Annotated in this window: 21 protein-coding genes; 13 read left to right on the top strand and 8 right to left on the bottom strand. The window is 56.5% G+C overall.

What is annotated here, in order from left to right; genetic code table 11:
• Positions 1-68 precede the first annotated feature (68 nt).
• From BN1012_RS06360 to BN1012_RS06340, 5 genes are all read left to right on the top strand, one after another.
• The gene (locus BN1012_RS06360; RefSeq protein ID WP_043948982.1) at positions 69-881 is read left to right on the top strand and encodes an MBL fold metallo-hydrolase; all 813 of its coding nucleotides are present in this window, start codon (positions 69-71) and stop codon (positions 879-881) included.
• A complete protein-coding gene (locus BN1012_RS06355) occupies positions 878-1,354 on the top strand; it encodes a GNAT family N-acetyltransferase (RefSeq protein WP_052534702.1) in 477 nt (158 codons plus the stop codon). Before BN1012_RS06360 ends, BN1012_RS06355 begins: the two co-directional genes overlap by 4 nt.
• A 64-nt stretch (positions 1,355-1,418) precedes the next feature.
• Entirely contained in the window at positions 1,419-1,841 is a 423-nt protein-coding gene (locus BN1012_RS06350; RefSeq protein WP_043950719.1) for a VOC family protein, read from the top strand.
• Between the two features lie 135 nt (positions 1,842-1,976).
• The gene (locus BN1012_RS06345) at positions 1,977-2,708 is read left to right on the top strand and encodes an SDR family oxidoreductase (protein ID WP_043948981.1); all 732 of its coding nucleotides are present in this window, start codon (positions 1,977-1,979) and stop codon (positions 2,706-2,708) included.
• Positions 2,709-2,819: 111 nt separating this feature from the next.
• Positions 2,820-3,200, top strand: coding sequence for a hypothetical protein (locus BN1012_RS06340; protein ID WP_043948980.1), 381 nt, complete (start codon positions 2,820-2,822; stop codon positions 3,198-3,200).
• A 3-nt stretch (positions 3,201-3,203) separates the two neighbouring features.
• Here BN1012_RS06340 and BN1012_RS06335 read toward each other — a convergent pair whose 3' ends face one another.
• Both BN1012_RS06335 and BN1012_RS06330 read right to left on the bottom strand, forming a co-directional pair.
• Complete coding sequence (locus BN1012_RS06335; protein WP_043948979.1) at positions 3,204-3,443, bottom strand: CDGSH iron-sulfur domain-containing protein; 240 nt, start codon at positions 3,441-3,443, stop codon at positions 3,204-3,206.
• A gap of 45 nt (positions 3,444-3,488) precedes the next feature.
• Positions 3,489-3,794: a DUF1330 domain-containing protein gene (locus BN1012_RS06330; protein WP_043948978.1), complete on the bottom strand. Its 306-nt coding sequence runs from the start codon at positions 3,792-3,794 to the stop codon at positions 3,489-3,491.
• Between the two features lie 235 nt (positions 3,795-4,029).
• Here BN1012_RS06330 and BN1012_RS06325 point away from each other — a divergent pair, with 235 nt between their 5' ends.
• The 8 genes from BN1012_RS06325 to BN1012_RS16740 all read left to right on the top strand — a co-directional run bounded on the left by BN1012_RS06325 (position 4,030) and on the right by BN1012_RS16740 (position 10,875).
• Positions 4,030-4,650, top strand: a complete 621-nt coding sequence (locus BN1012_RS06325) for a pyridoxamine 5'-phosphate oxidase family protein (protein WP_043948977.1) — start codon at positions 4,030-4,032, stop codon at positions 4,648-4,650.
• A gap of 110 nt (positions 4,651-4,760) precedes the next feature.
• Entirely contained in the window at positions 4,761-5,606 is an 846-nt protein-coding gene (locus BN1012_RS06320; protein ID WP_043948976.1) for an SDR family NAD(P)-dependent oxidoreductase, read from the top strand.
• Between the two features lie 26 nt (positions 5,607-5,632).
• Positions 5,633-6,289 (top strand): MBL fold metallo-hydrolase, encoded by a 657-nt coding sequence (locus BN1012_RS06315; RefSeq protein WP_043948975.1) that lies wholly within the window; start codon positions 5,633-5,635, stop codon positions 6,287-6,289.
• Positions 6,286-7,053, top strand: coding sequence for an SDR family oxidoreductase (locus BN1012_RS06310; RefSeq protein WP_043948974.1), 768 nt, complete (start codon positions 6,286-6,288; stop codon positions 7,051-7,053). Before BN1012_RS06315 ends, BN1012_RS06310 begins: the two co-directional genes overlap by 4 nt.
• Positions 7,054-7,077: 24 nt before the next feature.
• Entirely contained in the window at positions 7,078-7,428 is a 351-nt protein-coding gene (locus BN1012_RS06305; protein WP_043948973.1) for a DUF3147 family protein, read from the top strand.
• Between the two features lie 99 nt (positions 7,429-7,527).
• Positions 7,528-8,934 carry an MFS transporter gene (locus BN1012_RS06300; RefSeq protein ID WP_043948972.1) on the top strand — a complete coding sequence of 469 codons (1,407 nt, stop codon included), beginning with the start codon at positions 7,528-7,530 and terminating at the stop codon, positions 8,932-8,934.
• Between the two features lie 3 nt (positions 8,935-8,937).
• The gene (mazG, locus tag BN1012_RS06295; protein WP_043948971.1) at positions 8,938-9,756 is read left to right on the top strand and encodes a nucleoside triphosphate pyrophosphohydrolase; all 819 of its coding nucleotides are present in this window, start codon (positions 8,938-8,940) and stop codon (positions 9,754-9,756) included.
• 30 nt (positions 9,757-9,786) lie between these two features.
• Positions 9,787-10,875 carry a pectin acetylesterase-family hydrolase gene (locus tag BN1012_RS16740; RefSeq protein ID WP_052534700.1) on the top strand — a complete coding sequence of 363 codons (1,089 nt, stop codon included), beginning with the start codon at positions 9,787-9,789 and terminating at the stop codon, positions 10,873-10,875.
• 3 nt (positions 10,876-10,878) lie between these two features.
• Here BN1012_RS16740 and hflX read toward each other — a convergent pair whose 3' ends face one another.
• From hflX to ntrX, 6 genes are all read right to left on the bottom strand, one after another.
• A complete protein-coding gene (gene hflX, locus BN1012_RS06285; RefSeq protein ID WP_043948970.1) occupies positions 10,879-12,231 on the bottom strand; it encodes a GTPase HflX in 1,353 nt (450 codons plus the stop codon).
• A gap of 92 nt (positions 12,232-12,323) precedes the next feature.
• Positions 12,324-12,575, bottom strand: coding sequence for an RNA chaperone Hfq (hfq, locus tag BN1012_RS06280; protein WP_043948969.1), 252 nt, complete (start codon positions 12,573-12,575; stop codon positions 12,324-12,326).
• Positions 12,576-12,737: 162 nt separating this feature from the next.
• The gene (locus BN1012_RS06275; RefSeq protein ID WP_043948968.1) at positions 12,738-13,631 is read right to left on the bottom strand and encodes a D-amino-acid transaminase; all 894 of its coding nucleotides are present in this window, start codon (positions 13,629-13,631) and stop codon (positions 12,738-12,740) included.
• 9 nt (positions 13,632-13,640) lie between these two features.
• On the bottom strand, positions 13,641-15,110 hold the full coding sequence (locus tag BN1012_RS06270; protein ID WP_043948967.1) for a TrkH family potassium uptake protein: 1,470 nt from the start codon (positions 15,108-15,110) through the stop codon (positions 13,641-13,643).
• A gap of 23 nt (positions 15,111-15,133) precedes the next feature.
• Complete coding sequence (gene trkA, locus BN1012_RS06265) at positions 15,134-16,510, bottom strand: Trk system potassium transporter TrkA (protein WP_043948966.1); 1,377 nt, start codon at positions 16,508-16,510, stop codon at positions 15,134-15,136.
• Positions 16,511-16,567: 57 nt separating this feature from the next.
• A complete protein-coding gene (gene ntrX / locus BN1012_RS06260) occupies positions 16,568-17,962 on the bottom strand; it encodes a nitrogen assimilation response regulator NtrX (RefSeq protein WP_043948965.1) in 1,395 nt (464 codons plus the stop codon).
• Positions 17,963-17,979: the final 17 nt, after the last annotated feature.

Genomic DNA, 17,979 nt, shown 5'->3' with positions numbered 1-17,979 from the left:
ACTTGAACGGCGATGACCTGTTCGGTCATCGCTGTTTTTGTTTACCTGCCAATCATCTGCGTTGAGTCATGAGCGGATATCTCAAAATCACAATTCTGGGCTGCGGCTCGTCAGGCGGCGTGCCGCGCATCGGCAATATCTGGGGTGACTGCGACCCGGATGAACCAAAGAACCGCCGTCGGCGTTGCTCGATCCTGGTGCAGAAATCTGCTGAGGCGGGCGGACCAACCACCAACGTCCTGATCGATACGTCTCCGGACATGGCAGAGCAGCTCAACATGGCCAATCAAGGTCGTCTTGATGCGGTGCTTTACACCCATGCACATGCGGACCAGGCCCATGGCATCGATGACCTTCGTATGGTGGCCATGAACAACCGCGCGCGCGTAGATGTCTATATGGACGAAACCACCGAGTCGTGGCTCCTCAACCGCTTTGACTATTGCTTCAAGACGCCGCCTGGATCCGGCTATCCACCGATACTCAATGCCCACAAGATGACCGCGTACGAATCTGTAACGATTGACGGTGAGGGCGGCCCGGTGACGTTTGAGCCACTGCTGCTGGAGCACGGATCAATCCCGGCTTTGGGCTTCAAGATGGGAAGCGTCGCCTATTCACCTGACGTCAATGGCGTGCCGCAGCGCGCACGGGATGCGATTGCAGGCATTGACTGCTGGATTGTGGATGCCCTGCGCCGCGCGCCGCATCCTTCCCATGCCAATCTTGACCTCACACTTGAATGGATTGCTGACGTCAAACCAGAGCTTGGTGTGTTGACCAACATGCATGTGGATCTGGACTATCAGACGCTTCGCAGGGAACTGCCTGAGGGGATCATTCCTGCCTATGACGGCATGGTGCTGGAGTATCCGTTGTGAGCGACGTCGCAAACCACGCGGGCTGGAAAGGCGGCGTGTACCGGCAAGGTGATTTTGAGGTCTCGACAGACCGTAACCGGCTTGACCGAGCGGTGATCATCAACACGTTGTCTGAAACCTACTGGGCCGGAGACGTATCGCCGGAGCGCATCATGGAAAGCGTTGCCAACGGGTTTCCGTTCGGCCTGTATCACGTCCCCAGCAACCGACAGATAGGCTTTGCACGACTGGTGACGGACATGACCCGGTTTGCATGGGTATCGGATGTCTTTGTGATCGACGCATTCAAGGGGCAGGGCTGTGGCAAGTTGTTGATGCAGGCCATCCTTGATTATCCGCCGTTTGAGAACGTCTACAATTGGACGCTGGCCACTAAAGACGCGCACGGCTTTTACGAGCAGTTCGGCTTTCAGCTTGCCGAAGGCAAGGATGCCACGATGCAACTCAAGCGCCCCAAAAAACCTGTCGCCTAGCGACACTGCTTCTGGCTATTCGCACGCATGTTGCTATTATGTTCTTTCTTAGATGGAGGACATTTTGGACCAGCGCATAAGCATCATCACCTTGAGCGTTTCAGACCTCGCAACATCGCGGGCGTTTTACGGGCGGCTTGGATTTTCAGAAGCCAGCATCTCTCAGGACGGGATCGCCTTTTACGCCATGGGCACGTTTGTGTTCGCGCTGTATCCAACTGACAAGCTGGCTGAAGACATCGGTGAGGATCTGCCAAAGGCGACTGCTGGAGGTGTTACTCTAGCCTACAATGTGCGCGCCAAAGACGACGTCGCTAGTGTTCTCTCAGAGGCTGTGGCTGCAGGGGCTCGGTTGGTAAAGCCGGCCGAGGATGTTTTCTGGGGTGGACACTCTGGATATTTTGAAGATCCAGACGGGCACTTCTGGGAAGTGGCCTGGAACCCGCACTCACCACTTGAGGCCGATGGATCGCTGCGCGTCAGCTGATCCCGTTCAGCCCTTACGTTTCGCCTTGAAATGACTTTCGGTCACATTTATCTATGATGACCGAAGTGTTCGTCCTGGATTGGCCGATGAGTCGGGCAGACGGCGAGTCAAAACAATGGTTTAGGGGAGGGTGCTATGAGTGGACTTGAAGGCAAGGTTGTAATCGTCACGGGTGCGTCGAGCGGTATCGGCGCGCAAGTTGCCAGGACGCTCGCGGCCGGTGGCGCGAAAGTCATGCTTGCAGCGCGCCGCCAGGACCGGCTGGATGCTCTGGTGGATGAGATTGGCGCCAACGCCAAAGCACACGTCACCGATGTCAGCAATCACCAATCCATGCTCGACCTGGGTGAAGCCACCATTGCGGAATTCGGACACATCGATGTGCTTGTGAACAATGCCGGGCTCATGCCGCTGTCTTTCTTTGCATCGCGCAAAGTGGACGAGTGGGATCGCATGGTGGACGTCAACATCAAGGGTGTTCTTTACGGCATTGATGCGGTGCTGACCCACATGCTGGGGCGCAGTTCTGGTCACATCATCAATGTGTCCTCGATTGCCGGCCACAGGACCGGCCCGGCAACCGGTGTTTACTCAGGGACGAAGTTTGCCGTGCGAGCGATCTCCGAGGGCTTGCGACAGGAAACAGCCGGCAAAATTCGCGTGACCACCATTTGCCCAGGGGCCGTCACGACGGAACTCGCAGGCACGATCACCGACAAGGTGGTTATGGACAATATGGGCGGAACCTATGACTTCGAGTTCCTTGATCCCACAGCCATTGCTGATGCGATTGCCTATGCGATCGGCCAGCCGGAAAACGTCGCGGTCAACGAAATGCTTATTCGTCCTCTACAGCAATCAATGTAGGCAAGCCGTTGCTTTTGAAAGGTTTTTGGCCGTCCTAACAGTCTATTAACGCGCCTGTGAGAGACTCTCGCTAACTGGGGATAAGTGTTGTCCTCGAAGGAGGGTGCTCCAATGGTGCGCTATTCAGGTGTGATCGAATCCAAGAAGATAGACAGGCTGCTGACCAGTGCTGAGCTGGACCGTGAGAAACGCCATGCGTTGAACGTGTTCCGCGATCGCATGGACCGCACGATCATGAAAGCCAACCAGGAAGTGCTGAGCGCAAAGCTGCCGCACATTGACCTGGATACAATAACGCGTCTTGCGGTGCGCATCGCTGAACTGCGGGCAAGCTATCTCGCAAAGGCATTGGCTGTGGCGGAGACATCCGGTGTGCCGTCAGTCAGTGCGCTGGAAGATCTGCAGCGCCATCGCGTCGCTTTTGAAGAGCTTCGCGAGGCTTTTGAGGCGCTGGAGCGCGTTATTGAACGCGGATATACGGAAGCCGTTTAGGACCTAGAGTGCGCCGTGACGGCCGTCACACAAAGGTGCCTTGTTGGTGTGCTTGCACTGGCAGAAAAACACCGTGCGGTCCTTCTCAGCCTTATACTCCATGGGTTCGAAATCCGTGCCCTGGTGGCTGCCATCACAAAATGGCTGCGACTTGGACCGCCCACAGCGGCACCACCAATAGGTCTCACCGGCTTTGACTTCGACCATGGCGGGCTCTTTGGCGGCAATTACGGGATCTGACATTGGGGTTCCTCGCTGGGGTTGGATTGGGCAGGGGCGTGGGTGCGGCTATTGAGGTGCTGCTTCGTCCATGCCAACAGAAATGATGGCGTCCATATTGCTGGCTGCAAACCTGTGTTTGACGATGGTCTGGTAGCCATCCGAGTTGTACCAGGCCATGACATCGTCCTTGGTTGGAAAGCTCAGCAAGACAAAACGTGTGGCTGACCATGTGCCTTCAAGGGTGGACGGATTTTCATCCACAGCCAAAAGCGACCCTTTGAACTGCTGGAAGACATCCATGAAGGATTCCTCGTATTTCGCGTACTCGTCGCGATCATGAATGGAAATGTGGCCAGAGACGTATACCGTCATGTGCGCGGTGTTCCTTGGAGATTCGAATAGGCTTTCCCGGATAGCCTAGCCACCTGGTGCCGATTTCACCATATCAAATATTTTCCATAATATATATTATGCGTTAAATGCTGCTGACGTCAGCTGTCAGGAAGCGTCATCACAGGCTGGCAGGTTCAGCCAAAAGAACTATTGTGACGCCATCGCGGCTCAAAGCCATTTCAGTATCCTGCATACTCAAATCTGAAAGCACTTCATGATTGAAACAACGCTTGCCACCGAAGCTGATCTTCGCGGCACCTACGCCGACCCTAACGATGCAGTGCTGGCAAAAGACATCCGCCATATCGATGCGCACTGCGCCCGCTTCATCGAGCTCTCCCCGTTTTGCGTTTTGGGAACATCGCGTGCGGATGGATTGGGAGATGTGTCCCCCCGTGGCGGTGAGCCCGGATTTATTCATGTGCTGGACAAGACGCACCTGGCCATGCCGGACCGGCCGGGCAACAACCGGCTCGATTCACTGACCAATGTGGCCCACAACCCAGCCATCGGGCTTTTGTTCTTTCTGCCCGGCGTCAACGAAATGCTGCGGGTGAACGGAACGGCCTCCATCAGCAAGGATCCTGCGTTGATGGAGCGGTTTCTTGCCAATGGGCGCCCTCCTCTGTCGGTCCTCGTGGTTGACGTGAAAGAGGCGTATCTGCATTGCGCAAAGGCAGTGAAGCGGTCTGGCCTGTGGGATCCGGACGCGCAGATTGAACGCAAGGATTTTCCGAGCCTGGGACAGATCATGCGGGACCAGCTGGCGTTGGATGTTGAGGCCGAATTGATTGACCAGGCTCTGGATCAGGACGCCAAGGATAATCTCTACTAGGCAGCAAACATCATTTCCCGCTGCACCTGATACCTTGTCGTCTGGTCCCACGCAGGTCATGTTAAAAAGTGACCGATGGTCGCTTTTTAACTCCTGCTGCGAGATACCCGATGACCCTACCCACTCTCCCCGCCTTTCAGTCTGGAAACACTGCCGTCATTACCGGTGGCGCAAATGGTATTGGCCTTGCCTGCGCACAGCAGATGGCGGGCGGCGGGCTCAACGTGGCCTTGGTCGACCGAGACCCTGAAGCCCTCGCAACAGCGGCGACAAGTGTTTCAGGTCCCGGAAAGGTTCTGACCTTCGAGTGTGACGTCAGCGATGCGTCTGCCATGCACAGTCTGGCGGAAAAGATATTGAGTGAGCTTGGGCCTGCCAGTATTCTGATGAACAATGCAGGGGCCGGTCTCAATCCCGGCAAGCCTTGGGAGAATGGTGATGGGTGGCAGCAGCTGCTTGGCATCAATCTCAGTGGCATCATCAATGGTGTGCAGGCCTTCGTGCCCGGCATGATTGAAGCCGGTGCACCGGGCATCGTTATCAACACCGGGTCCAAGCAGGGCATCACGCTGCCCCCGGGAAACAGTGCGTATAATGTGTCCAAAGCGGGCGTAAAGGCATTCACCGAGACCCTGGCTCATGAGCTGCGCAACCTTGATGAGTGTCAGATCAGCGCCCACCTGCTGATCCCCGGTTTCACTTATACGGGGATGATCCAGCGGTTCCTCCCTGAAAAGCCACCGGGCGCATGGACGTCCGAACAGGTCGCGGATTTCATGTTTGATAGCCTTGCCCGCGGTGACTTTTACATTCTGTGCCCGGACAATGACGTGGACCGACCAATGGATGAAAAGCGCACCGCATGGAATGCAGGCGACCTGATTGAGAACCGACCCGCCCTCTCCCGTTGGCACCCGGATTTTGCGGATGCGTTTGAAGCGTTTATGAAGAGCTGAACCTGAAACAAGCCGGACCTCACCTCATGCCTCTCAAAATTGCCATCGTGCCTGTCACGCCGCTCCAGCAAAACTGTTCGCTCCTGTGGGACGACGAAACAATGGTCGGTGCCGTGTGTGACCCGGGCGGCGACATCGGTCGCCTGAATGACGCCATACATGAAGCCGGCTTCAAACTTGAAAAGGTTCTCCTCACACACGGACATCTGGACCATGCGGGCGCCGCAGGGGAGCTGGCCAGGACGCATGGTGTACCCATTGAAGGGCCGCACAAGGATGATCTCTTCCTGATCGAGACACTGCCGGAGCAGGCGTCCAAATACGGCATGCCTACCTATGATCAGTTCGAGCCGACGCGCTGGCTGGATCATGGAGACACGGTGACCGTCGGAGGGCTGACCCTGGACGTGATCCACTGCCCCGGCCACACGCCCGGCCACATTGTGTTTCACCATGGACCGTCGCGGATCGCGCTGGTCGGGGATGTCATTTTTCAGGGGTCTGTCGGACGCACGGATTTTCCGCGCGGCAATCACCAGCAGCTCATCGATTCAATTCGTGATCGACTGTTTACGCTTGGCGGCGACACAGGCTTTGTCCCCGGACACGGCCCCCTCTCGACATTTGAGTATGAGCAAAAGACCAACCCCTATGTTTCCGATGAAGTCCTGGGGCTGGCGTGAGCACACACGCCTTTGACCTGTCAGGCCGCATTGCACTTGTCACCGGTGCCGCGCGCGGCCTTGGCCTTGAAATGGCGCGAGCTCTTGGGGTCGCTGGCGCACATGTTTTTGTCGGTGGCCGCGAAGCCGCGACCGTCGGCCTTGCGGCTGACACGCTGACCGAAGAGGGCCTCAAGGCAACACCGCTGCCCTTTGATGTGGCGGACGAAGACGCTGCGGCACAATCGATCGAGCGCATCATTAGCGAGCACGGCCGTATCGATATCCTTGTGAACAACGCAGCTGCGCGGGATCGGCGCGACCTTTTTGAGTTTGAACACGACGCCATCAAGGACTTGCTGCATGTCGATCTTGTTGCACCGTTTGAGCTCTCCCGGCTTGCGGCGCGACACATGAAGACAGGAGGCAGTGGACGCATCATCAACGTGACGTCGATTGCCGCCCACATTTCACTCAAGGGCGATCCGGTCTATGGCATGGCGAAAGGTGGACTTGCGGCGGCCACCCGTGCGCTTGCGGCTGAACTTGGCCCGAGCGGCATTACTGTGAATGCCATAGCGCCGGGATTTTTTGCGACGGAGTTCAACGCGCCCCTTGTTGACGTTGAAGAGATCACCCAAATGCCGCGAGATCGGTCTTCCCTTGGACGATGGGGCAAGCCGCAGGAAATCGGTGGCGCTGCCGTGTTTCTTGCCTCAGATGCTGCAAGTTACATCACAGGCCACACTCTGGCGGTCGATGGCGGATACATGACCCACTACTAGACGCTGCATCGCAGAGGTAACGACATGCTCCAGACACTTATCAAAGCGGCCTTGTCCGGCGTGCTTGTCATGATCGTGGCCGAGACATCAAAGCGCAGCCCTGCTTTCGGGGCATTGGTGGCGTCCCTGCCCCTCATTTCCATCCTCGCCGTTATCTGGCTTTGGAACGACACGGGAGACACAGTGCGGGTTGCCAACCATCTTGAAGCAACCTTCTACTACGTTTTGCCATCGCTCCCGATTTTCCTGGTGATGCCTGCCCTGCTCCGCGCGGAATACGCGTTCTGGCCGGCATTGGGACTGTCGGTCCTGTTGACGATTGCGCTCTACTCTCTGGTGGTTGTCGTGGCGGCCCGGTTTGGCATTCAGCTTTAGGCTGGCCAAGCCCATTTTTGCGGCCGCCGCAAGATTGTATCGCACCGCTCACCACACTAGGCTCGCCCGCAATTCAGTAATTTGTGGGTGACGTATTCCATGGCTAAAGGCCGTATCTCCAAGTGGCAGTTGGGCTCCTTTGCACTTCCTGCCATTCCCATTGCAGCACTTGGCCTGCCCATCGTTGTGTACCTGCCGCCTTTCTATGCCGAAGACATGGGCCTGTCCCTATCACTCGTCGGCGTCATCTTCATGGTTGCGCGGTTCTGGGATGTTTTCACCGACCCGGTGCTCGGCACCCTGTCTGACCGCATCCACTCCCGCTGGGGACGCCGTCGGCACTGGTTGGTGATTTCTGCCCCAATTCTCATGTTGTCGTCGTACATGCTGTTCATGCCGACAGCTCCGGTCACCGGTGCCTATCTGATGTTCTGGATGGTGATCCTTTATATCGGTTGGACGCTCATCACCATTTCACACATGTCGTGGGGTGCAGAACTCTCGACGGACTATGACGAGCGATCATCAATCCAGGGTTGGCGCGAATTCGCTCTCATCTTCGGGTCATTCACTGTGTTGGCGCTTCCTGCGGTTCTTCAAACCACCGGCGCAAGTACCGGGCTTGCCGATGGCGTTGCGGCCATGGGCTGGTTTGTAATCATCCTGCTGCCGATCACCATTGCCCTTGCGGTATGGGTCGTTCCTGAATTCAAAAGCGTTCCTCAAGCGAGCATCAACTGGAAAGAGTCGGGACGTCTGATTCTCAAGAACACGCTGCTACGCCGCGTCCTGCTGGCTGACCTGCTGGTGGGTATCGCGCCCGGTATTACCGGCTCGCTCTACATCTTCTTTGCCTCATACGTGATGGGACTCCCAGAAACAGCAAGCCTGCTGTTGCTCGTCTACTTCGTCGCCGGGTTTGTCGGCGTACCGATCTGGCTGCGCATTGCCCACAAGATGGGCAAGCACAAGACGCTGGCCATTGCGATGTTCTATGGCGCAACAGCATTGCCCTTGATTGTGTTCATGCCGCGCGAAGAATTCTGGTGGCTGTTCTTCGGCAACACGCTGTATGGCCTCGCCTATGGCGCTGGTTCGTTTCTGCTACGCGCCATCATGGCCGATGTGTGCGACCGCGATCTGATCGACTCCGGTCAACAGCGCACTGGACTTTATTACTCGTTGCTGACGATGACCAACAAGATTGGTTTCGCTGTCGCTGTGGGCATCACCTATGTCATGCTGGATGCAATTGGATTTGTGCCTGAAGCCGGTGCTAACAGCCCCGAGACGCTGAACCAGTTGCTGGCGCTATACGTTTCATTGCCAGCGCTCTTCATGGCCATCGCCGGTATTGTGATGTGGCGGTATCCGTTGACCAAGGAAGCGCAGGCTGAGTTGCGCGCTAAACTGGCCGAACGCCACCACACTCATGAAGGCCCTGCCGATGCTGCAGCAGCAGTCGCCGCTGTGGCGACGGGTGTGCATGACCGAACGCCGGACTGACCAATGAGTGCGACACTTCCCAAAGACAAACACCGCATTGAGACGCTTCTGGCCATTATGGCGAAGTTGCGTGACCCAGATGGTGGCTGTCCGTGGGATCTGGAGCAGACATTTGAGACGATCGCGCCTTATACGATTGAAGAAGCCTATGAGGTGGCTGACGCAATCCAACGAGGCGACCGCGCAGACCTAAAAGATGAGCTTGGTGATCTGCTGTTGCAGGTCGTGTTTCATTCCCGCATTGCAGAAGACGAAGGCAGCTTTCAGTTCGCAGATGTCGTGGAGGGCATATCCTCCAAAATGGTGCGCCGTCACCCCCATGTCTTTGGCGACGGCGAGGCAAAGACACCCGTTGCCGTCAAAGGCAGCTGGGAAAAGATCAAAGCTGAAGAACGTACGGCAAAGGCTGACGGTAAAGTCCCCGGTGCACTGGACGGGATTCCCAAAGCGCTGCCTGCCCTCGTCCGCGCGGTCAAACTGCAAAAACGCGCGGCCCGGGTCGGCTTTGACTGGCCTCAGACAGCGCAGGTGCTCGACAAGTTGGCCGAGGAGACCGCCGAACTCAAAGCCGAAGTGGACAACGGTGCGCCCACCGCACGGGTCATGGATGAGCTGGGAGACATCCTTTTTGTCTACGCCAACCTGGCGCGGCACCTGGATGTTGATCCGGAGCAGGCCCTCAGCGGAACGAATGCGAAATTTGAGCGGCGCTTTGCGCAGATCGAAGCATGGTTGGCGGAAGACGGGCGAACGCCGGATCAATCGACGCTGGAAGAAATGGACTCGCTGTGGACCAAAGCCAAGAACGAAGAACGGCAGTAGAATTCACACGAACCATCTGGAGGAAAGCACATGTTCAAGACCGCGCTCTTTGCCGCGATTGCATCAATCACCGTTAGTGGATTGGCACTTGCCGATACACTGGCGCCAATAGATGAAATGTCCGACGGCTGGAACACAATTGCGCCGGGTGGCAATACCATGTGCGCCATGGGAACGCCCTACACATTTCATGTAAAGCCGGGCGCACGTGAGAACGTGATGGTGTTCCTAAATGGCGGTGGTGCCTGCTGGTCGGGCCAGAATTGTGACGCCAGCGTTGAGCCCACGACATATGTGCCGATGGCTGAACTTCCCCACAATGATCCTCGCACCCGTGGCGGTGCCTTTGCACAGGACAATCCGGAAAATCCTTTCAGCGCATGGACGCAGGTTTTTGTTTCCTACTGCACTGGCGACGTGCATCTAGGTGCCAATGACAAGACCTATACCAAGCCTGACGGCAGTGAAGTGACGATCCATCATCGCGGCAAGGCCAATACCATGTCGGCGCTTGGATGGTTGTTTGACAATGTGCAGGCACCCGAAAAAGTCTTTGTGTCCGGCGGCTCAGCAGGTGCCGTCTCCTCGCCGGTCTATGCGGGCATCGTGCAGGAAGCATATCCTGAAGCTGAAGTTATTCAGTTTGCAGGTGGCGCAGGCGGGTATCGGGTAAGTGGCAACAAAGACCTGAATGAGGCACTGGGCATCTATACGGACCTGCCTGAATGGCCTGCCATGCGATCCTTGTCAGCTGAGACATCGAGCTTTGATGACTTTTATGTCGCTACAGCCAGCCAGTTTCCGCAGATCAAGTTTCGTCAGTTCAACACCGCCTATGACGCTGTGCAAAAGCAATTCCTGACATTGCTTGGATCAGACAGCGAGGTTTATCCGCTGCTTCAGGCGAACCTGGATGACCTTGCTTCGGAGATTGGCAATTTCCGCAGCTTTACCGCATCGGGCACTTTCCACACGCTTCTGCGTTTCGACGAGATGTATGAATTTGAGGCCGAAGGTGTGCGAGCAGTTGATTGGGTGCGCGATGTCGCAAGCGGCCAAGACGTTGCCTCTGTCACCTGCGCGAAAGATGAAGCTGGTTGCGGTGGACCTGCCGAGTAACAACTAGAGGCCAAGAGCCTCAGGAAGCAGGCCGGGAAAGCGTTTGTTGATCCGGCCTGTATCCGCTGATGAGACCTTGATCAGAATGCGGACATTCCCTTGGTCGTCAGGATCATCTTCACCGGTAACGGTGCAGTTTTCGTGCAGCCATGCACGAGCTGCCGCGTCCCCTGGCCCAAGTAAGACGTCAATCTCGGTTAGATGCGCGGTAACGCGCGCTTCAATCAGGGCGTTGAGGGGATCAATGCCTTCCCCTGTTATGGCGGAAACCGCGATCTGGTTTGGATCGCCTTCGATCGTATCTGCAAGCACGGCGCGTCCGGGGCCATCCAGCTGATCAATCTTGTTGGCAACTTCAATCACCCGTTCAGTGTCCTGCGGATCGACACCCAGCTCTCTGAGCACCTCATGGACATCCTGCCTTTGAGCGGCAGTATCCGGGTGTGAGATATCGCGGACGTGCAGGATCAACTCTGCTTCCAGCACTTCTTCAAGTGTGGCGCGGAAAGCGGCGACCAGCGATGTCGGCAGGTCCGAAATGAACCCCACCGTGTCAGAGAGGATAACCCGCTGACCGCCCGGCATATCCAGGGCACGCATGGTCGGGTCGAGTGTCGCGAACAACATGTCCTCCGCCAGCACACCAGATGCAGTCAGCCGATTGAACAAGGTAGATTTGCCAGCATTGGTATATCCAACGAGTGCAACGACAGGATACGGAACGCGACGCCGGGTCTTGCGGTGTAATTCACGCGTACGGGTCACGCGCTCCAGCTGGTTTTCAAGCTTAGTGATGCGATCCTGGATATGGCGTCTGTCCGCTTCAATCTGGGTTTCGCCGGGACCGCCCACAAATCCCAATCCGCCACGCTGGCGTTCAAGGTGGGTCCATGATCGCACCAGACGACTTTTCTGGTACATCAGGTGAGCAAGTTCGACTTGCAAAGAGCCTTCTCGGGTCGCCGCGCGTTCGCCAAAAATCTCAAGGATCAAGCCTGTACGATCCAGCACTTTGGCTTTCCAGGCACGCTCGAGGTTACGCTGTTGAATAGGCGTGACCTGGCCATCAATAATGACAAGCCCCGCCTCTTCCAGCTCGACCATGTGCTTGATCTCATCCACCTTGCCCTGACCAAACAAAGTGCCGGGCTTGGGATCAGCGACAGGCACCACAATGGCCTGCGAGATGTCGAGATGGATTGCGGCAGCAAGACCTACCGCCTCTTCGAGACGGTCTTCAGGAGCACGTTGAGTGTGGCGAGCAGCGGCGGCCACCGGACCGGACTTGATCCATGGGTGAAGCACAATGGCCCGGCCGCTTTCTGTCGCAGCTACGCGATCATCCACCGGCGTCATATCCACGTGGACGTCTTTCGAGGCGGCAGTCGAATGCTTTTTGTTTTTCGTCTTTTTCGGTGTCGTCAAAATAAGGGCGGTCCCGGCACTATTTACTCGCCGGATCCCTCACCTTCATCATCGAAAAGCTGGACCGGCGCCGACGGCATAATCGTCGAAATGGCATGTTTGTACACAAGCTGCGAATGGCCGTCTCGGCGGAGCAGCACACAGAAGCTGTCAAACCAGGTCACCACACCCTGCAACTTTACGCCATTCACGAGAAAAACCGTGACCGGCATCTTCTGTTTGCGAATGTAGTTGAGGAAGGTGTCCTGGAGGTTCTGCGGTTTGTCTGAGGACATGTGACTGGCCTTTCTTTTTTCTTGTTGTATGCACTTGCGTCGCGCTCACGGTCGAGGTCGACGCTCTAGAGAACCTAGACTCACTTCTGCCTTTACGTAGCAATCATTTGATACAGTTTTCTTGCGGAACAAGGGCAAATTCGTGGCAATCGACCATTTTGCCTAAATGCTGGGCAACTGCGCGCCAGAAACTTGCGAAATGGCGCGCGAAAATGCACGCAGACGAAGTGTCACAGGACCTGCCTCGCCGCCGCCGACTGCCACTCCATCAATACCCACAACAGGAAAAAGGACAGCTGAGGAGCTGGATAGAAATGCTTCTGCTGCTGCCTTTGCCTCAGCAACGGTAAACACACGCTCCTCGACGGGGATTTGTAACGATGCTGCGGCATCAAGAACAATGCTGCGACTGATGCCCGGTAGAATGTCCTCACTCAATGGGCGCGTAACAATTGTTCCCGTGTCCGTCACGATCCACGCATTCGTCGATGACCCCTCCGTAATGAACCCTGCTTTGTCCACCAGCCAAGCCTCGTAAGCGCCGGCCTCGCGCGCTGCCTGTTTGGCGAGAACATTTGGCAGCAGGCTGGTGGATTTAATGTCGCGCCGCGTCCACCTATCATCCGGCAGCGTCTTCACTTCAACACCTGCGGCCGCTCTGGCATCGCGGACGGTCGTGTTAACGGGTGTAACAAATACCGTGAGTGTCGCCTGCACCGGCGGGTCCGGGAAGGCATGGTCGCGTCTGGCGGCACCGCGGGTTACCTGAAAATACAACACCCCATTGCGGACATGATTGCGCCGAATTGTTTCGCGCAACACAAGCTGAAGGCTACGGATAGGCATGGGCGACGCCAGACTCAACGCATTGAGTGATGCCACATACCGATCGAGGTGCCGCTGCTCGTCAACAAGCCCGCCGTCCCGCACTTCACAGACTTCGTAAATACTGTCGGAAAACAGGAATCCGCGGTCCTCGATGGAGACACCAGCTCTATCGCGCGGCACGTATGAACCGGGATTTCGGGCATCTTTGACAAAGGCAATGCGGCTCATAAATGCGCCCTAGCTGTCCTGTGTTGTAAAGGCAGTTACAACACCCACGAACGCCAGAAGCTCCACACGGCCCGCGACCATTGCGAGGCTCAATACCAGCTTTGCTGTGGCAGGCATGGACGCGTAGACCTCTGAAGTGCCGATACCGATAGGAAGACCGTCACCACCGGTGGCAAATCCCAGCACTGGCCCTGCGTTGGTGAGTGCGCCGATTGAGGCGGTGATCGCGTGCTCGAAGGGAACGCCCAGAACCGTCAGGGCGAGAGCGGCCAGCAAAGCAAAGACCAGCATCAACACAAACATGGTCCACACACCACGCATCAAGGGCATGGTGAAAGAGCGACCACCAAAATCAGTATGTACAATGCCATGTGGGTGAGACAGTCTGGCAATCTCCCGAGACCCCTGTTTCATCAGTATCGCAATGCGCATGAGCTTCAGCCCGCCAGCTGTCGACATTGTGCTGCCACCAACAAACACAACTGTGAGAGCAACGAGAAGCGGGATGCTGCCAAAGCCAGCTTCATCAACTGCAAATGCTGATGTTGAGAGTAGAGACAGCACCCACATGATCGCGTTTATCAGCGGAAGACTTGCTCCCGACGTGATCGCAACAAGGCCTGCAAGCACAATACCGCCAACGGTGATGCCGAGGACCATGTACCGGAATTCAGGATCACCCCAATAGGTGCGCGGTGATCTTCTAACCAGCCCTGCGTGACGCAGATAGTTTGTGGCACCAAGCAACAATAGCGTCGCAACAACAATCCCGGAAAACACGCTGACCGACGCAACCAGCGTGCCCCCATTGGGCATCAGGCCGCCTGTCGCTGCGGCAGAGAAAGCCAGGCCAATGGCAGGCACCAACGCCATGCCGCCCACCAGCAGACCAATGACACCGGCCAAGGTCACGCTGCCATATACCAGACCCAGCGCCAGCATGGCCGGCCAATAGCGCCCAAAGGGTCCAGACGTATCGCCCGGGGGAATGGGGGCCCGGCGTAGTGACAATCCCGCAAGACCAAGCTGCGCAAGCACGAGCATTGACATCAGAAGCGTTGCATACCCGCCGATCCATTGCAGGGTCGCGCGCCAAATCATGACAGCGGGGGCAGACGACATCTCATTGATCAGCGAGACGGACCCCGTCGTCGTCAATGCGGACACGGCATCAAAATAGGCGTCAACGTAAAGCGCCTTTGGGTCAACCCCGACAAAAGCGATGGCGGCAAAGCCGGGCACAATCAGCCAGACAATGGAAAGCGCGGTCAGCCTTTCAGCAACCACTGGTCGATGTTTCTGCCCGCCCGTTGCAAACCCCAGGGCACCGGCAATAAACGCCGTAAGGAGCCCGGTCATGGCAAATACAATCGCCTGTTCATTGTTGCCCGTTGATACTGCAACAAGCACCGGCAGCAAATGCGCGAGCGCAATCACCGAAAGAGAAGCTGCGAGAACAATGCCGATAATGGCAAACATGAAAAGGCTTTCCGCCGAGTGCGCTAGAAGAACTCAATGCTCACACGGAACATGCGTTCCACGCGTCGAACTTCATCCGCCATGGCAAAAATGATGACGCGGTCGCCGGCCTGAATTTCCGTGTCACCACGCGGTACGATGACTTCTGTTCCGCGCAGAACAGCACCAAGTCGAATGCCTGACGGCAAATCTGCATCTCTCAGTGGGCGCCCGACAAGTGTCGATGTCGCAAGAGCCTCGGCTTCAATCACCTCTGCCTTGCCATCCTGTACAGAAGATACGCCGCGGATACGCCCACGCCTCACATGACGGAGCACTGTTGAGACAGTGGTAGCGCGCGGGTTGACGAATGCGTCGACACCCATGGGATTGATCAAACCGGAATAACCGCGATTGTTGATCAGAGACACTGAACGCTCGCACCCGAGTTGCTTGGCCATCACGCAACTCAGAATATTGACCTTATCGTCATTGGTAAGCGCCAGGATTGTTTCTGCCTGACTGGCCCCTGCTTCACGCAACACTTCTTCATCAAGTGCGTCACCATTCAGCACGACGGTCCTGGATAGCTCGTCAGCGGCCAGCACGGCTTTTTCTTTGTCAGCTTCAATTATTTTGACTTTCACACTGGTGTGTGAGTTTTCAAGCTCAGCCGCCACATGCCTGCCGATGTTGCCGGCGCCGACAATCACAACACGGCGTGCAGCCTGTTCCTCATGACCAAAGAGCGATAGTACGCGTGCGCTTTGGGTCGTATCGGTCACAACATAAGCGACATCGCCGACCATCATCTGGTCTTCTGAGTCCGGCACGAAAAGCCTCTCGCCGCGTTGAATACCTGTGACCACAGCATTGAGATCCGGAAACAGCTCGGTGAGCTGGCGCAGAGGCGTATTCACGACTGGGCAATCATCTTCCAGTGCAATTCCCAGGAACGTGATGTGCGTATCGCCGAACGGAATGGCTTCCAAGGCACCGGGCATTTCAAGCCGCCGCATAACATCACGGCCGACCTCAAGTTCGGGTGAAATGATCACATCGATGGGCATATGATCGCGCGTGAACAGATCCTGCCACATGGGGCGCAGATAACTCTGGGCGCGGATGCGGGCAATCTTGGTGGGAACATTGAAGATCGAATGTGCAACCTGGCAGGCCACCATGTTGACCTCATCCGCAAACGTCACCGCGATCACCATGTCTGCTTCCCGGGCGCCGGCGCGTTCAAGGACATCAGGATGAGACGCGTATCCAACCACAGTGCGCACATCAAGATTGTCCGCCATCTGCTGAATGAGATCCGGCGAATTATCGATGACGGTTACATCGTTATGCTCGTTGGAGAGCTGCCGCGCGATGCCGGAACCAACCTGCCCTGCGCCACAAACGATAACTTTCATGGGGTAGCCCTTATGCGGCTTCGTTCTGGAAGAATTGAGATGAAATGTGTCGCAGTATCAGGCGCTCAGTTCGGACCTGTTTGAAGTTGTTACTCCCAAAGACTTCAACTTGCGATGAAGCGCTGAGCGTTCCATCCCGATAAAGGCAGCCGTACGAGAGATATTGCCCCCAAAACGCCTGATCTGTGCAAGCAGATATTGGCGCTCAAAACTCTCCCGTGCTTCGCGCAATGGCAATGCCATTATGTTCTGCCCTGCTTCACCCTCACCTACCTGGGGTGTGGTTCGGGCAACTTCAGACGGCAACATGTCGGCCGTGATGGCCCCTTCCTTTTCACCGGAAGCGAGGATCAGCAGGCGCTCGATGTTGTTTCGTAATTGGCGCACATTGCCGGGCCAGTCATGTGCCTGCAGGGCGGCAAGTGCATCTTCACCAATCTTGCGGACTGAAAGACCGGTTGAATTGGCGATGTGCTCCATGAAGTGTTCCGCAAGGAGCGGAATGTCCTCCCGGCGTTCTGACAATGCGGGAACGGAAATCGGCACAACATTGAGCCGGTGATACAAATCCTCCCGGAAGCGCCCGGCAGCAATCTCCGTGGTCAGGTCACGGCTTGATGACGACACCACACGCACATCAACCTGCACGCGCGGACCGCCTCCGACACGTTCAAATGTCTGGTCAACCAGAACGCGCAGAATTTTACCCTGGGTCTCGAGCGGCATGTCGGCGACTTCATCGAGGAACAAAGTCCCCTTATGAGCCTGCTCAAACACGCCAACCTTGGCCGCACGGCCTGCGTCGGCTTCCGTCCCAAAGAGCTCTTCCTCCATGCGGTCCGGAGACATGGTTGCAGCGTTGATCGCCACAAAACTTCCGCCCGAACGAAGCGAGCGGGCATGAAGCATTCGCGCCACTACTTCCTTGCCAGACCCTGATGGCCCACTGATCAGCACCCGGCTGTTTGTCGGCGCAATCCGATCCACCATCTGCCGCAACTGATTGACGCCCGACGACACACCCACAAGCTCAGCTTCGTCACCGGTTCGCTGGCGAAGCTGCTCGTTTTCCCGCTTCAGCTTTGACGCTTCGATTGCGCGCTGAACGATCAGGACAAGACGATCTGCCTTGAAAGGTTTTTCGATGTAATCATAGGCACCCTTCTTGATGGCCGTTACGGCAGTTTCCACATTGCCGTGGCCAGAAATGACAACCACAGGAAGGTCCGGGTGTTTTTCCTTGATGGCATCCAGTAAATCCAGGCCGTCCATGCGGCTGCCCTGCAACCAGACATCCAGCAGAACCATGCGCGGCACACGGGCCTGAACTGCCTTCAGCGTTTCATCGCTGTTGCCTGCAAGGCGTGTTTCATAGCCTTCATCATCCAGGATGCCAGCCATAAGCTCCCGAATGTCGAGCTCATCATCAACAATGAGTATATCTGACGCCATAAGTCTAACTCTCCAAC

Origin of the sequence: Candidatus Phaeomarinobacter ectocarpi, assembly GCF_000689395.1 — a bacterium.
Lineage (GTDB): Bacteria > Pseudomonadota > Alphaproteobacteria > CGMCC-115125 > CGMCC-115125 > Pyruvatibacter > Pyruvatibacter ectocarpi.
The sequence above is the reverse complement of the archived record's forward strand: the minus strand, read 5'-3'. Positions and strand labels throughout refer to the sequence as shown.